The 16,694-nt window shown below is 34.8% G+C and carries 11 protein-coding genes; 5 read left to right on the forward strand and 6 right to left on the reverse strand.

Translation table 11 applies throughout. The annotated features are described in order from the left end of the window. Positions 1-7 precede the first annotated feature (7 nt). Positions 8-1,102, reverse strand: a complete 1,095-nt coding sequence (locus JI750_RS12010) for an efflux RND transporter periplasmic adaptor subunit (protein ID WP_236673027.1) — start codon at positions 1,100-1,102, stop codon at positions 8-10. A gap of 216 nt (positions 1,103-1,318) precedes the next feature. Continuing rightward, the gene (locus JI750_RS12015; protein ID WP_202001985.1) at positions 1,319-1,678 is read right to left on the reverse strand and encodes a hypothetical protein; all 360 of its coding nucleotides are present in this window, start codon (positions 1,676-1,678) and stop codon (positions 1,319-1,321) included. 453 nt (positions 1,679-2,131) lie between these two features. Here JI750_RS12015 and JI750_RS12020 point away from each other — a divergent pair, with 453 nt between their 5' ends. The 5 genes from JI750_RS12020 to JI750_RS12040 all read left to right on the forward strand — a co-directional run bounded on the left by JI750_RS12020 (position 2,132) and on the right by JI750_RS12040 (position 11,620). Continuing rightward, complete coding sequence (locus tag JI750_RS12020; RefSeq protein WP_202001988.1) at positions 2,132-3,028, forward strand: hypothetical protein; 897 nt, start codon at positions 2,132-2,134, stop codon at positions 3,026-3,028. 461 nt (positions 3,029-3,489) lie between these two features. Continuing rightward, the gene (locus JI750_RS12025; RefSeq protein ID WP_202001991.1) at positions 3,490-4,401 is read left to right on the forward strand and encodes a tail fiber protein; all 912 of its coding nucleotides are present in this window, start codon (positions 3,490-3,492) and stop codon (positions 4,399-4,401) included. After that, a complete protein-coding gene (locus tag JI750_RS12030; RefSeq protein ID WP_202001994.1) occupies positions 4,398-4,853 on the forward strand; it encodes a T9SS type A sorting domain-containing protein in 456 nt (151 codons plus the stop codon). The genes JI750_RS12025 and JI750_RS12030 overlap by 4 nt, the downstream gene beginning before the upstream one ends. A 5-nt stretch (positions 4,854-4,858) precedes the next feature. Continuing rightward, positions 4,859-11,212, forward strand: coding sequence for an FG-GAP-like repeat-containing protein (locus tag JI750_RS12035; RefSeq protein WP_202001997.1), 6,354 nt, complete (start codon positions 4,859-4,861; stop codon positions 11,210-11,212). 15 nt (positions 11,213-11,227) lie between these two features. Then, positions 11,228-11,620, forward strand: a complete 393-nt coding sequence (locus tag JI750_RS12040; RefSeq protein ID WP_202002000.1) for a hypothetical protein — start codon at positions 11,228-11,230, stop codon at positions 11,618-11,620. Between the two features lie 262 nt (positions 11,621-11,882). On the opposite strand, the gene JI750_RS12045 is transcribed toward JI750_RS12040, so the two are convergent. From JI750_RS12045 to zwf, 4 genes are all read right to left on the reverse strand, one after another. After that, positions 11,883-12,278: a tetratricopeptide repeat protein gene (locus tag JI750_RS12045; RefSeq protein ID WP_202002003.1), complete on the reverse strand. Its 396-nt coding sequence runs from the start codon at positions 12,276-12,278 to the stop codon at positions 11,883-11,885. A 125-nt stretch (positions 12,279-12,403) separates the two neighbouring features. Further along, a complete protein-coding gene (locus JI750_RS12050; protein WP_202002006.1) occupies positions 12,404-14,128 on the reverse strand; it encodes a tetratricopeptide repeat protein in 1,725 nt (574 codons plus the stop codon). 334 nt (positions 14,129-14,462) lie between these two features. Beyond that, entirely contained in the window at positions 14,463-15,179 is a 717-nt protein-coding gene (gene pgl, locus JI750_RS12055) for a 6-phosphogluconolactonase (RefSeq protein WP_202002009.1), read from the reverse strand. Beyond that, positions 15,163-16,692, reverse strand: coding sequence for a glucose-6-phosphate dehydrogenase (gene zwf / locus JI750_RS12060; protein WP_202002013.1), 1,530 nt, complete (start codon positions 16,690-16,692; stop codon positions 15,163-15,165). Before zwf ends, pgl begins: the two co-directional genes overlap by 17 nt. Positions 16,693-16,694: the final 2 nt, after the last annotated feature.

A 16,694-nucleotide genomic window follows, 5' to 3' on the forward strand; every position in this document is an offset into this window, starting at 1 on the left:
CGATAATCTACATTTGTTTCATGTTGATCTTATCGCCGTCTCTCAATGATTGTGTGCCTTCTTGTACAATCAGGTCGTCGCTTTTTAGACCTTCGTTCAAGATGTAAACATCATCCAGAGTCGTTTCAATTGTAACATTCGTCATTTTAACTACTCCATCTTTGTTCACGCGGAAAACGTATTGTTTGTCTTGAATAGAAAAAACAGCTTTCTGCGGAATTAAAATTGCATTGGTTTTTGGCTCTGAAATAATCAGTTTTCCAGAAGTTCCGTGTTTGATAAATCCTTGCGGGTTATGGAATTTTGCTTTGTATTGAATAGAACCTGTCTGTCTGTCGATTTCTCCATCAGCGGTTCTTAATTCTCCTTTTTGATCATAAACTTGTCCGTTTGGCAATACCAATTTGATATCGCCATGCGTGTTTAAAGTTTTGTCTTCCATCATTTGGAAATAGGTATTCTCAGGAATTGAGAAATAAGCGTAAACGTCGTCCAATTGAGAAACAGTGGTCAATAATGAACCGTTTTCAACTAAACTTCCTTCTTTGAACGGAATACGGTCAACTGTTCCGTCAAATGGCGCGCGGATAGTGGTGAAGCTAATCTGTTGGTTGATTGCTTTTCTTTCTGCAGCAGCGTGAGCCAATTTCGCGGAAGCGGCATCATTTTTTGCTTTAGATAATTCTAATTCTTTATCTGCAATTACTTTTTTATTGAAAAGGGTTTGAGCCTGTTCCAATTCTACAGTTGCAATTCTTAAATCTGCTTTTGCACTTTTGTAAACGGCTTCGGCTTTTAGAAGCTGAATCTGAAGTTCAACATCGCTTATTTTGAAAAGGATTTGCCCTTTTTTTACTTTTTGTCCTTCGCTAACGTAAACTTTGTCTAGTAAACCCGGAATACGAACGTGAATTTCTACATTGTTTTTAGCATGTACATCGGCAACAAATTTGCTCGAAACTATAGTGTCTTTTAAAGTTACCTTGTAAACAGGAACCGTTTTTATGTTGTTTGAATCTTTTTTTGCTTTATCTCCGCACGAGACTAAAACGAATAAAGCCAAGGTGCATAAAAGAAATGGATTTTTATAAATGCTCATCATTAGGTTTAAATTTTTGAATAAATAGATGTGCTCCCTTGATACCAAAGTATCGGGAGTATGAATTTGGATTTTGAAAATAATAGAGTGTACGGATGCTTTTGTTTGAAAAAGTACCGTTTTAGGGAAATGTTTTTATAGCAATAACTGCTCAATCACATACGTAAATGAGGTATTGTTCCAGAATACTAGAATATAAAAACGACGAAATTTTGCAACCTAGAAAAGTTGGTACAAATGAAGGTGGGGATGCCTTTCGATATGGTATATTGAAGCTATACCATAGATTAAGCTTTCTTTATAAAGCTTGAAATTAACCAAATTACTGAAATACGGAGCTTTGATCGTACTTTGTTCTAAAGTAGTTGCTCTGCATTTCATTTTCTTTTTGAGCTTATAATGAACTTCTAAATTTTTAGAAGAAGAAAAGTCAGAAGAAAATATCTGTGTGTCGTCTGCCGCAACACTATCTAAGGTAATACAGCTGCTGAAAGTATAAATCGGCGAATACGTTTCGGTGCCTCTGAAAAAACAAAGCATCGAAAGTAAAACGATATATATGAACTTAGTGGGTTTCATACAACTACAGCAGGAATTACAATTTTGTTCCTTAAAAAGTGGATTAATTATTCTTTAAAGTGCGCCAAATATAGCAATTTGAAAAATAAGGTTTCTTAAAATTATTCTAAAAACCGTGAGATTTAAAAATTTGATAATAATTGAGATTGGTTTTTAGGGGACTTTTTTCTCGATAAGTTAAGACTTGTAAGAGTATAAAATATACTTATGGTGTTTGGTCAATTTATAATTTATAAAAATTACTTCTAAATGAGGAAAACCGTAAAACTATTTGGTGTTTATTTTATTAGTTTTGCGCGCGATTATTTTTTGTTTTTATTAGCAAATAAAAACTTACATTTAATGAGTTTTTATTTATTGTCAAAATAGTATTTAAATGTGAAGTTTGATAAAATAAGTGGATACTTAAAATAATCATAGAAATTTAGAAGAAAGTATAAAAAGATTTGAAACATGATAATTATTAAAAAAATAACATTATTGGCCTTATTAGTAGTGCAAAGTAGTTTTGGCCAGAACCCTATGAATATCGGAAGTCTTAAAATTAGTAATGATAATATCTATAATACATGGTTGGACAGTGGAGGTGTCGCGAGGATGTTTATGGGATTTGATGGAGCCAAAGGATATATAAGTTTTGGAGCACATACAGGAGGTGGTCATCGTGATGATATACTGTACATGAGAGGTAATGACGGAAATGTGGGAATTGGAACTTCCGATCCTCAAGCTAGACTGCATGTTAACAATGGAGATAATTCTTATGGAATCATTTTAGCAAATAGTAGTGAGGCTCCTTTTTCTCTATACGCGAAATCCTTAACAACTCAACCTATAAATGTAGAAGCCTTTAGATTAGGAATGAAGTATAGTGATGTGGAAGAAAATGGTTTTATATCATTCTATCGTGGAACCTCAATGAGGGGCGGTTTTTTAGGTTTTTCAACAAACGGTATTGAAAGAATTAGTATTAGTAGTACTGGCAAGGTTGGCATAGGAATGTTGAATCCTACAAATGAATTGGATGTCAACGGTACAATCCATTCCAAAGAAGTTAAAGTTGACATGACAGGCTGGACTTGGCCTGATTTTGTATTTAAAAAAGAGTATAATCTGCCAACATTGGAAGAAGTTGAAAAACATATTACTGAGAAAGGCCATTTAAAGAATATTCCAAGTGAAGAAGAGGTATTTAAAAATGGAATAGATCTTGGCGAAATGAATGCTAAGCTTTTACAGAAGATTGAGGAATTGACTCTTTACATAATTGAAATGAAAAAAGAAAATGAATCGCTCCAAAGAAATCAACGAAATTTAGAAGAAAGAATGAAAAAAATTGAAACACGATAATCATGAAAAAATAATAGTACTGACTTTCTTGATAATACAACAAAGTAGTTTCAGACAAAATCCTTTTAATTTTGGAAGTTTTTTTTTATAGTCAAGCACTTATTTAGCTAGTTTTAATCATTTTGTTCATTTACGAATAACTTATTCGAAAAATAGATCTTAAATAAATATTTGAATAAAAGCTAATGCTTTATGGTAAACCCTAAGGAATTATAATGGCACCAAATTATTTTCGTGACATTTTAATTACTAATCTCAAATTTTTAAGAGTGTGGACACATACTTTTTACATTGCTTTTTTCCCTAAGTATTTTTGTATTCCTAAAATGAAGCCTTCTAGAAACAATTTATAGATATAATATTTAAAGGCTAGATTTATCTATTGAATAAAAAAAATGAAAACTCAAATTCTAATTTAGAAAAATATCGCAATTATAACAAAAAAACAAATAAATCGCAGAATGCAAAAAAAACTATTTATTATAATGTTTGCATTAGTTTGGCTTAATGCACATACTCAAAGCTTAAATCCAACTTCTAGCATTTCATCGCCAGGAAGCGCTGATAATTTTAGAGGAGGCTACACTTTCGCATATGTCACATCTGGAACTCCTTGGAATGGTTCCTTGATGAGTTATGGTGGGTTTACAAACGATTATGATACACAAATTAGTTCAGATTATGCAAGAAATCGCATCTCTTTTAGGACTAGAAACAATGAGTACAATTTATGGAATCCATGGACTGAACTAGCAAGCCGATCAAGCAATGATTTTATTGGAAATCAAAATATTTCCGGTTCATTAGGAATTACTTCCACAGCATTAACGTCTCTATTGACCGTTGGAGAGTTTCATGGGGTAAAACTATCGGTTGGAGGTGCAGGTTGGGCAAATAAGAATATTCTTCAAACCAGCTGGATCTCTGGAATTGGCGATTTTACAGAGTTAAATGTTGTTGGCAAAATAGCAAATAGTGCTTTTATTCGGCTAATAGAAAATGGAAATGTAGGTATTGGAGCCCAGAATCCAGACTCAAAACTGACCGTTGCAGGAAATATTCATGCTCAGGAGGTAAAAGTTACCGTTAATGCAGGAGTTGTACCGGACTACGTTTTTGCCAATGATTATAAATTAAAATCGCTTAATGAAGTAGAGCAATATATTAAGAAAAATAGCCACTTGCCTGAAATCCCTTCAGCTAAAGAATTGGAAAAAAATGGATTAATGATAGCGGAAATGAATATGAATCTGCTGAAAAAAATAGAAGAGCTCACACTCTATATAATAGAACAGGATAAAAAAACAGAAACATTAAAAACTATTATATCAGACCAAAATAAACGATTAGAAAAACTTGAAAATAAACAATGAAAAGAATAATTACGCTTTTATTATTAGGGTTTTGCGCTTTTGCAAATGCCCAGCAGAAAATCACTTTCAGCTATGATTCGGCCGGAAATCAGATTTTGAGAAGTTTATGCATTTCAGGCTGCAATCCAACAGGAAAAACGACAGAAGAGGTTAAAGAAATGGCAGCAGTTACTGATGATGACCTGCTTAAATTTGCAAAGGAAGATGTTATTTCCTATTATCCTAATCCCGTAAAGGAACAGCTTTATTTAAAATGGGAGCTTATAAATGACAACAAGGTTTCTTCCATTACAGTTTACGGACTATCAGGTCAGGTTTTGCAGAATTTTTCACGTACAGAAAGCACCGATAACCAGATTATTTCTTTTGGAAATTATCCAAGAGGTGTTTATTTAGTGGTTCTTAGCTATAAGGACGGAGATCAGAAAACAATCAAAATCATCAAGCAATAAGCAACATGAAGCATATATACTTTTTTCTAATATTTATAAGTTTTAATTTATCGCTGTCAGCGCAGTCAGCAGAAGTCGGCATTACGCCAGGAGAATTATCAGTCTCCTTATCTGGAGCCGCAAATTATACAGTTCCAATTGCAGTTCCACCAGGAATAAACGGAATTGTTCCACAAATTAATATTGTGTATAATAGTCAGGCTGGAAACGGAACTGTAGGATATGGTTGGAATATAGGTGGAATATCGACAATAGGTCGAGTTGCCTCAACAAAGTTTCATGATGGAGTTATTGATCCAGTGGATTTTGATAACCTAGATAGATTTACTTTTAATGGCCAGCGATTAATTGTAAAAAGTGGAACTGGCTGGGCTTATGGAGCAGATGGAGCGGTTTATGAAACGGAAAATTTTTCAAATGTTAAAATAACTTCTTACGGAGTGCATCCAAGCGGAAGTAATTATGGACCAGCTTATTTTAAAGTTAATTACCCTGATGGTTCAACAGCTTACTACGGTAACTCTACCGATTCTCGTTCAATTACAGATTGGGCAATAACTTACTGGGAAAATGCACAAGGGGTTAGGATCAGCTACAGTTATTCATTAACTAATAATATATTAAATGTCACTTCTGTAAAATATGGTTCTTTATCAAATACAGCGCCGATTAATGAGATTAAATTTAATTATGACTCTACATCAAGAGATGAACAGGGGTATGTAGGTGGAAAAAGTTTGGTCAAGACGAAAAAATTAGCGAGCATAAATACAGTTGGTAATGGCGTAGGTTTTAGAAATTATTCTTTCGATTATACTACAACTTCAGAAGGTTATGATCTGCTATATAAAATTACTGAGAAAAGCGGAGATCTATCCAAAAGCTATAATCCCACTGTATTTGAATACGATCCAAGTTCTGAGGTTATTTTGCCTAAACCGAGCACTTCATCTATACCTCTTGGCAATGTTAGTGCCCAAAACTCAGCTACTGTGTCAGGAGATTTTGATGGCGATGGAAGAATGGATTTTGTGTTATATCCGACGACTGGCACAAATGCAAAAAAAGAGTTTTGGTTATTTTCTGATATAGGCGAGAACTCGTCGCAGACTCCTCTGAAGCAGTCTTTAGGTTATTTCGAATCAATTTTCCCTTCAACTGGTTTGACAAGCAACGGCAAAATGTTTCATTATCAGGGAATCACTGTTGCTCAGTTTGATACAGATCCTAATGCAGTAAATTTTACCACATATTATAATTCCACGTATGGGATTGCACCAGAACAGATAAAAAAAGCAGTATTTCCAAATAGAGATATCCAGTCCTGTTATGATTATTACAGCCAAGGGCAGAAGAAGTTTTTTTTCAGCGGGGATTTTAATGGAGACGGTTTAACCGATGTTGTAGCTCTTGATATGGATGTAGATGAATCCTATTGCCAAGACGACCCATATACTGGTGAGGTAAGATATATATGGTCAAAGAACAGCACAGGCGGAATATATTTTGTTGACCTTGACCGACGAAAAACCACAAACTTTGTTAATTATGCTGGAGCACTGCAAGATTATTATCTTACAGGTAGCAGCAGGATAGAAACTTTCGATGTTAATGGTGACGGGAAAACAGATATTCTTCATTTTCAAAATGGAAAAGTCTCTGTTTACAGCTTAAATAATAATAATCAACTTGAATTACTGTGGCAGAAGCCAGATACTGATATTAAAATCAACCAATCCATTTTGCCAGGCGATTATAATGGCGATGGAAAAATGGATTTCATTATAACCAAAAGTTTTGGGCTTTATTCATTTGATTATATTAAATATATCTCTAAGGGGAATGATTTTGAAAAAATCCCACAGACCTATGCGTTTAGCAATATGGGGAATAGTGAAGACAGCCAAGCGATATACACCTGTACACTTATTCCTTTAGATGCCAACGCCGACGGGAAAACTGATATTGTGCAATTAAGATCAGTTTATGCTAAAGCACAAGGTGCTGGAGCAGCAATTATAAATGTTTTTAAAAATATTAATTCAACATTTACAGCTTCTGCTGTCCCTACTTTTCAGACACCGTACTCAAATACAGTGAAGAGCTATCCAATTCCTGTATTTTTGTCGCCTAAAACAAACAATCAGTACGCATCGGTAGGATTGATAAGCAACAATCAGATATATGCTTTTGATTCACAAGATGATTTTAGCAGAAAAGGTCTTATAAAAAGTATTACCGATGGAAACGGAGTAAAGAGGACAATATCGTATAGTCCACTTCAACAAGATCAATACGAACCATTTTATACACCACATATATTTATTGAGAATTTTCCAAATATTGATATTGTTGCCGCTCCAAATTTTAAAGTAGTGACAAAACTGGAAGAGCAAAGTGTGGGACAATATAAAAAACAGATTTTTACTTATTCTGGAGCAGTATCAAATGCAGAGGGACTAGGTTTTCTTGGTTTTAGATCAGCAATGAGGACTAACTGGTATGAAGATGACTCTAAGATGATTTCTAATATCTCTAAGTTTGATATTTCGCAGCGTGGAGCAAACATTGAAAATTATCAAGTGCTTGGTTTTCATGATCCATTATTTCCAAAAACAAATCAAATACCAAGAATAATTACGAAAGAACAGAATTATACTGTTAATAGTTCGGATAATTTAGTGGCTACTCAGAGAATTATTTTGAAGCCCAATACTTTAATTCAGTCTGGAAGCACATTTTCTGCAAAAATAGTTGGAGAGGAAAACAATTCAACAAATGCCCCTTCCAATTACATTACAAAATCAACGCTTACATATGAAAGTGATCTATTAGCCAATAAGGTTTTTAAAATACAGAACACGGTTGTTAATCAGTTTAATAATTTAGAAGGGACAAGCACCGAAACCATCAATGCTTATGACGATTATAATAATGTTACAGGTTCTAAAATTTTATATAAAGATGGGACTTCCGTTGTCAAAACTGCTACATCTGATGTGGTTTATCAGGCTCCAATACAAGCTCCATATATTGTAGGGCGACCAAGTTCTAAAACGCAAAGCGTCTCTGTAAACGGGGATAGCATGACTAGTAATGAAGTTTATTCTTACAACGGTAGCCAACTGTTAGAAACAGTTGAGAAATCTGGACAAGGAACATCACCTATAAAGGAAAAGAATGATTATGACAGTTATGGTAATATTGTAAGAAAAACAATAAGTACACCAAATTTGGCAGCTAGGATTACAAGTTATGAGTATGATGCTTCTGGTAGATTTTTAATAAAGAGTACTGATGTTGAAGGATTAACTAAGACATTTGTATATAATTCCAGTTCTGGAGTGTTGGATAATGAGACAAATCAGAATGGATTAAAAACTTCTTATTTGTATGATAGCTGGTTTAAGAAAAAACAGACAACAGATTATTTAGGTAAGAGTAATTACTATGTATACACTCGAAGTGCTGAAAAAACAATTGTAACAAATACTGGTGATGATAACAGCAGCATTGAGGAGACCTTTGATGGTTTGGGCAGGAAAGTTAAAGTGAAAATTAAAGATGTCACCGGTAATTTTTCATCGGTAGATTATTCTTATGATATAGAAGGCCGAAATTATAAGACAAGTGAACCTTATTTTGGAGGAAGCCCTTCCCAGTTTAGCGAGACCAAATACGATGTGTATGGCAGAGTAGAAAATACGATTTCGTTTACTGGAAAAAAAGTGGATTATACTTATTCTGGATTAACGACTACTGTTAGTGAAAATTCCAAAACTAAAATATCTGTTAGAAATGCTGCAGGTAATGTCATATCTATGACAGATAGCCCTGGAGGTACAGTTAGTTATACGTATTTTGCTAATGGAAATTTAAAAGAGTCCGACTATGGAGGAGTAAAAACTACGATAACGCAGGATGGTTGGGGAAGGAAAACCAAGCTTGTAGATTCTTCTGCAGGAATATATAGCTATGAATATAATGATTTTGGCGAAACAACAAAAGAAACTACACCAAATGGAGTGACTACCTATACACTGAACGATTATGGAAAAGTAAAAGAAAAGACTATATCTGGAAACCTTACAAATAGTAAGACGACGTATCTTTACGATTCAAGCTCGAAGCTGCTGCTTAAAAGCGAGTTTCAAGATTTTGCAAATGGTGGAAGTATTACAAATGAGTATTTTTATGATTCTTACAAAAGGATTAATAGAACAGTTGAAGCTACACAATATGCATTATTTACAAAAGACTTTGAATACGACGCCTTTGGAAGAGCCAGTAGTACTACGTTTACTGCACAGGCAGCTGGAAAAGGAAGCACAAGAAAAGTAAAAAACACTTATAGTAATGGAGCCCATTGGCAGATTTTGGATGATGCCACTTCGACTGTCTTATGGCAAACCAATACTTTGGATGCAAGAGGAAAACTTTTAACAGCAGTATGCGGACCGGTTTCGATAGTAAATTCATACGATACTTATGGATTTGCTAAGGAGTTTAATTATAATCTAGCGGCTAATACTGCTATAAATATTCTAAAACTAGGTGCCGAATTTGATCCTATAAAAGCAAATTTGAAAAATAGAACCAATAGTCTTTTTAACAGAAATGAAACTTTCAAATATGATGCATTAGATCGTTTAACAGAATTTACAAATTCGCTTGGAAATCAGGAAAGTCAGACATATGATGATAGAGGAAGGATACTTCAGAATAGTGTCGGATTATATAATTATACTAATACTAATAAACCCTATCAAAATACATCTGTAAATGTTACTGGGGATGCTTTGGCATATTACTCTGGAAGGCAGACTCTAGATGTTACCTACAATGTTTTTAAAAGCCCCGTAGAAATTGTGGAAGCGGGTATTGACAGAATCAGCTTTAATTATAATGATAGCAATTCAAGAAGCGCCATGTTTTATGGAGGTCTCCAAGAGAATAAATTCTCAAGGAATTATGCGAAATACTATTCTGCAGATGGTTCTATGGAGATTAAGCATAATCTAACAAATGGAGCTGTTGATATTATAACATATATTGGAGGTGATGGCTATACCGCACCAATTATATTAAAGAGCAATGGAACATCTCAGAATTATTTATATTTGTTGCGAGATTATCAGGGTTCGATTGTTGCTATTGCAGATCAATCTGGTGCTGTTGTAGAGAAAAGGCTTTTTGATGCTTGGGGAAATATTGTATCTGTACAGGATGGAGTAGGGAACTCTTTAGCAGGACTAACTATCTTGGATAGAGGCTATACAGGGCATGAGCATTTGCAGAGTGTAGGTATTATACACATGAATGGACGTTTGTATGATCCAAAACTGCACCGTTTCATGCAACCTGACAATTATGTTCAGGATCCTTTCAATACTCAGAATTATAACCGTTATGGCTATTGCTGGAACAATCCTTTAAGATACACGGATCCTAGCGGTGAGTGGATTCATATTGTGATAGGAGCGGTAATTGGAGGAGTAGTGAACTGGGGAGTTCATGGCTTCAGAATGGATATGGAAGGGCTAAAAGCGTTTGGAATTGGAGCTGGAGCAGGAGCTCTTGGAGCAGCGACAGGCGGAGCTGCTTTTGCTATGGCTGGTGGAGCTGCTGGTGGAGCTGGGGGATTTGCTGCAGGTGCGTTTGGAGGTGGTGTCGGAGCATTATATTCTTCAACGTTTTTAAGTTTAGGAAATAATGCAGCATTTGGAGATCCTATGATTTCTGGGAAAGATATGATTGTTGGAGTAGCTTTTGCAGCATTGACGGGAGGGATATTAAATGGAGCAATTGCATCAGCAAATGGAAAATCTTTCTGGACTGGAAGCGCTCCTAGAGCTGCTGTTCAGCCAGTTACATTACCACAGCCAGCAGGCTTAGCAGATGTAGATAATACAGCTGAAATTAAGACAGGAGATTATAAGATTTCAAGTTCTACAAAAGCTTCAACATCGCCAACATCGTCAAATAACGTATCGAATAATATTGATATAGAAAAAGGGTATGTTGATTTAAGAAACAATCCTGAGTTTAATAAAATTCAAGGCTTTGGTAATAGTGATGAAAACCTTTATTTTAAAGTGGAAACAGGTACAAGTAAAGCGGGCCACATAAGTACTCCTAATTCAGTATATAGATATCAAGGCAGTGATGGTACACCAGTTTCAAATTATTTTTATAATGAAGAAGGAAAAGTTATTTTTCAACTTGACCTCCAAAATCATGGAAGTTGGAATGCTGGTCACGGACATTTTATGAGTACTCCAGGTATCCTTGGTAGTGGGCATACTACAATTAATCATATTGAGCCAATGTTGGTTCCTTTTAAGTATTTAAATTATTAATTTATTAAAGAAGTGATGATAGAACTAATTAAAGAGAGATATAGGGGATTTCCCGATGCAGTAATCTCTGAAATTTTTTACAAACGTTATTTAAGTGTTGCAGGGTTTGATGAAGGTGTTGTCGAAGTCTATTTAAGAGCTGAGAATATTGATGGAGATTATGAGATAGTCAAGTTGATATTTAGTGATATAATTTCATTTAGATTTATAGAAATTGAGAACTCATCAAACTTAGTACTAAATGGAATCTTTCTAGAAAAAGATGGTAATGTAATAACTTGTGATTTTTTTCCTTTAATTTATAATTATGGCGTTGTTGAGAATAAGGATTCTGATTTTATGATTAAATGCAAAAGTTTAAACTTTGAAATCAGTGACCATTATTCTAATGGTTCAAAATTCGTTTAGTAAATCTAATGGTGATATTGAGGAATAATTTTACAAAGCTTAGCAAAGAGTTCTAAAACGGAAAAGTGCGTAATGTCTCTGACTTTGCGCATTTTTTTCCTTGGAAATGAAAAATCATAAAAACTAAAAATTACCTAGCTCTGCAAAGAATTCCAGACTTGAATTGAAAAGCTGCGCAAATGTCTATGACTTTGCGCATTTTTATGTCTTAGAAATTGTAAATATGATTTTTCGTGATTACATATCAAATAAAAGATTAAAATCACTCCACAATACTAGAAGAGGCCTTAATCTCAAAATCGGCATATTGCCAAGCATCATCAAAAGAGTTTTTAATTTGTAAAGCCTCTTTTTCTTTTTTCTGAGCAACTAAAGAGTTGTAAAGTCCAATTAAGGCGAAGCCGTTTTTTGGGAGCGTTTGTAAATCTTGTTTGTATACTTTTTCTGCTTCGGTATATTTTCCTGCTTTAAGTAAAACAGTTCCGAGATAATGTCTAACAGAGAAAAACCAGTCTGGCGGTTCGTTGTAATTTAATTGAACTTCAATTTCTATTGCTTTATTTAAAAGAACAATAGCTTTATCTAAATTGTTCTTTTTTGTTTCAACACCTGCTGAAAGAACGTTATTAGCAATCTGAACAAGATCCTTGCTCTGCAAAGAGTTTCAACCTTAAATTAAAAAGCTGCGCAAATGTCTCTGACTTTGCGCATTTTTTTGGTCTTAGAATTTCTAAACCTAGTAAAAGTCTCCGACTTTTTACGATGACATCTTAAAAACTAAAATCACTCAAAAATACTAGAAGAATCCTTAATCTCAAAATCGGCATATTGCCAAGCATTATCAAAAGAGGTTTTAATTTTTAAAGCCTCTTTTTCTTTTTTCTGTAGCGATAGAGCATTATAAAGTCCAATTAAAGCGAATCCGTTTTTTGGGAGTGTTTGTAAATCTTGTTTGTAGATCTTTTCAGCTTCGGCATATTTTCCAGTTTTAAGTAAAGCTGTGCCTAAATAATGTCTAACGGAGAAAAACCAATCAGGCGGTTCGTTGTAATTTAACTGATCTTCAATTGCTATTGCTTTATTTAAAAAAGTAACGGCTTTATCCAAATTATTCTTTTTGGCCTCAACACCTGCTGAAAGAACGTTGGCAGCAATCTGAACAAGATCATACGTGGTGTTGATATTCCAAATAGTAACCTCTTTTAAGGTTTTATCTTTGGCTAGTTGGTTCAGAGAAGCAAGCTGTTTTTCGGCATTGGCAATATCATTTTTTCCGAGATACGCCATTCCTTGCGCATAGTGCCAAATGGCATTCGGATATACTAGATCTTTTTCAGGTTGTGGAATCTCCATAATTTTATCCCACATCGAGAATTTTACGGCGATATAATACGGTATACTATAATAATGCTGTAAAGTTCCCCAGCCAGCTTCACGCATAATTTTGGGAGACATATGCTGCTGTAATATTTGTGCCGATTCCCAAGCCAATTTTGAATTTCCTTCTAAAGCCGCTGTAGCCACCAAAAAATGATAATTGTGCGGATAATAGGCTAGAGGATAAGCGCCTTGTGCATTACAGGCGGTGGAATACAAACTATCAATTCGAACAGCCTCAATATTAGAAAGCGTGCCTTCGTGATAATCTCCCGTACGAATGTAAATATGAGAAGGCATATGTACCAAATGTCCCGATCCTGGAACTAGAGTTTCTAGTAATTTGGCACTTTTTAGTCCGTTTTCTGGATGTGCAGAAGCTTCTACCGCATGAACCAAAAAATGATGCGCGCCGGGATGCTTCGGATTTTTTTTAATTAATTCGTTTAGAACAGCTAGTATTTCGGGAGTCCATTTTTTAGGTATTCCGGTGCCTTTTTCATACAAATCCCACGGATGTAGATTCATTTGAGATTCCGCGTAAAGCGCGCCAATATCTGGATCTAAGGGAAACTGAGCATATACTTTTTTCATGGCTTCAGCATAAGCAATATCAAGTGGTTTTCTGTCTGCAGGAGGATTTTTAGCATAACGCACTAATAATGCATCAATCATAGCGATTTCTTTAGGAGAACACTTGGCAGAAAGTTTTTTAGCTTTTTGAGCCGCATCATAAGCACGCTGAAAATTATCTTCTTCCATTCCCGCATTATAATTTGGACCAACAACATAAGCAAAACCCCAATATGCCATAGCACAATTGGGATCTAAACGCGAAGCTTCATAAAATGATCTTGCTGCTTCGGCGTGATTGAATCCGTACGCCAACATCATTCCTTGATCGAAGTATTCTTGCGCTTCGGGATTGTTGGTTGTAATTTTAAAATTTACACCATCAAGACCTCTAAACTTAGGCGCTTTTTTGTTTTGGGTGTACCAATCTTTATCGTTCGTTTTCGGAATATAACATCCTTGCGAAGCGCTGACTTTAACTGATTTGGGTTCTGTGTTTTTTTCTTTACAGGAAATAAAAAGAAAAAAAACAGTAATTAGAAAGTAATTATATTTCATCGCAAAATGATTTGAAATTATATAATCAGTGTAAAAGCTCGAGAAGAATAAAAAAGATGCTTATAGTATAATGGTTTGATACGGAGAGTATTAAGCAAAATTAAATAAAAAAGAAATAAGTTTTTTTGTAAATATTTGTTTTTTCAGTGTTTTGTTGTAAATTTTGAATTTATTTGAGCATATAGTTCTCCCGCAGATTTAGCAGATTCAGCAGATTTTTTTAATTATAATATCTGCCAAATCTGCAAGATCTGCGAGAGAAAAAAAATTATCAAAAAAATAAGGTCTACACTTTTCAGCATAGACCTTAAATTATATGGAAATAAACAATTTATTAGTTAGTTCCCGCAGCAACTTTATCCACTAAAAACAATAATTCGCCAGAAACTGGCTTAATCAATTGCATTGGATATAAAGTGGGATTGTATTCGCCAGTTGTAACTTCCTTCAAAGCATGGATTTTCTTTTCTCCAAAAGCTACCACTACAATTTTTTCTGCCTTATTGATTATTGGAGCAGTAAGCGTGATGCGATACATTTTTTGAGGAGCCAAATAATAAGCATCGACCCATTTGGTTTGCTCTTCTAGAACCGCTTCACCAGGGAAAAGAGAAGCTGTATGTCCGTCATCGCCCATTCCTAAAAGAATCAAGTCAAATTTACCTTCTTCGCCTAAAATATTTCTGATAGACTTTTCGTATTCAGCTGCGTATTCCTCAGGTTTAACACCGTCTTTATACATTTCAAAAATGTTTTCTTGAGGAATAGGAACGTGGCTCAATAAAGTGGAGTAAGACATTTTTGCATTACTCAAATCATCATTAAGCGGAACCCATCTTTCATCACCCCAAAAAATATAAACTTTACTCCAGTCTATTTTGCTTTTGTAAGCATCAGAAGCTAATAATTTGTAAATCCCAGAAGGAGAAGAACCTCCTGTAAGTACAGCTGTAAATTGGCCTTTTACAGCAATTGCTTTCTGAGCCGATTCTACAAAAAGATCTGCTGCTGTAGTATTAATTTCTTCTGTGTTATTATAAATCTGTATCATTTAAAACTTCTTCTTTTGTTTGTGTATTCGGAATCCATTTGTGGCCTTGACGTGCTAATAATTCATCAGCTTCTTCAGGCCCCCAGCTTCCTGCTTTGTAATTTGGGAAATTCTTTGGAGGCGTTGTTTTCCAAACTTGCTGAATCGTTTCAATTGCATCCCAAGCTTCTTCCACCTGATCCCAACGCATAAATAGGGTAGGATCTCCCAATAATGCATCTGCAATTAAGGTTTCATAAGCTTCTGGCGACATTGTAGAACAAGAAAAATAATCAAAAACCATTTCTGCAGGTCTTAAAGACATGGATAAACCTGGTTTTTTGGTCATAAACTGCAGTTTAATGTCCATTGAAGGTTGAATGTTGATAATCAATCGGTTTGGTGTCATGCCTTCTTTTCCGTATGAGAATGAAGAATGCGGCACTGGTTTAAATTGAATAATGATTGAAGATTGTTTTTCTTCCATTCTTTTTCCAGAACGCAAGTAGAACGGAATTCCCTGCCATCTCCAGTTGTCCAAATAGATTTTCATTGCTACATAAGTTTCTGTATTAGAATCTGGTGCAATGCCTTTATCTTGACGATAACCCGGAACAGGAACTCCTTTTATTTCTCCAGCATCGTACTGACCTCTTACGATATAATGATCAACTTCTTCTGGTTTAATACGACGAATTGACTTTAAAACATCTGCTTTTCGATTACGAATGTCATCAGCATTTAAAGAAGCAGGCGCTTCCATAGCTGTCATACATAAAATCTGAAATAAGTGGTTCTGAATCATGTCTTTCAAAGCACCAACACCTTCGTAGAATCCGCCGCGTTCTTCAACGCCGACTTCTTCTGCTACGGTAATTTGCACGAAATCAATGAAATTACGGCTCCATAAAGGCTCAAACATTGAATTTCCAAAACGGAAAGCCAAGATATTCTGAACCGTTTCTTTTCCTAAATAGTGGTCAATTCTATAAATCTGCTCTTCTTTGAAAGTCTGCGAAAGCATTTCATTCAACTCGATTGCAGAAGCTTTATCGTAACCAAAAGGTTTTTCGATAATAATGCGATCTTGTTTCGCATTAGCAGCAAGTCCGATTTTCTTGATATTGCTTGAAATCGTTGAAATGAAAGAAGGCGTAATCGAAAGATAGAAAAGTCGATTAGCGCGTTCTCCAAAAGCCAGATCAAAATTGTTTATTTTTTCATTTAATCCAATGTACGATTCTTCTTTATCGATATCAAGGCTGTGGTAAGAGATGTGCGAAAGAAATTTTTCTGTTTCTGGATCATCAACTCCTTTTCTTCTTGAGAACAGATTTAGATTTTCTGCTACATAAGCGCGAAAATCGTCATTGGTTTTTTCAGCTCTTCCAAGAGCAATAATCTGAAACTGTTCAGACATACGTCCGTCAAGATACAGATTTTGAAAAGCGGGGAATAGCTTTCTCTTTGCCAAATCTCCAGTTCCTCCAAAAATAACAATGATTGTTGGATTCTTTAGTTTATTTTTAGTCATTG

Origin of the sequence: Flavobacterium tagetis (assembly GCF_016735615.1) — a bacterium.
GTDB classification, from domain to species: Bacteria; Bacteroidota; Bacteroidia; order Flavobacteriales; family Flavobacteriaceae; genus Flavobacterium; species Flavobacterium tagetis.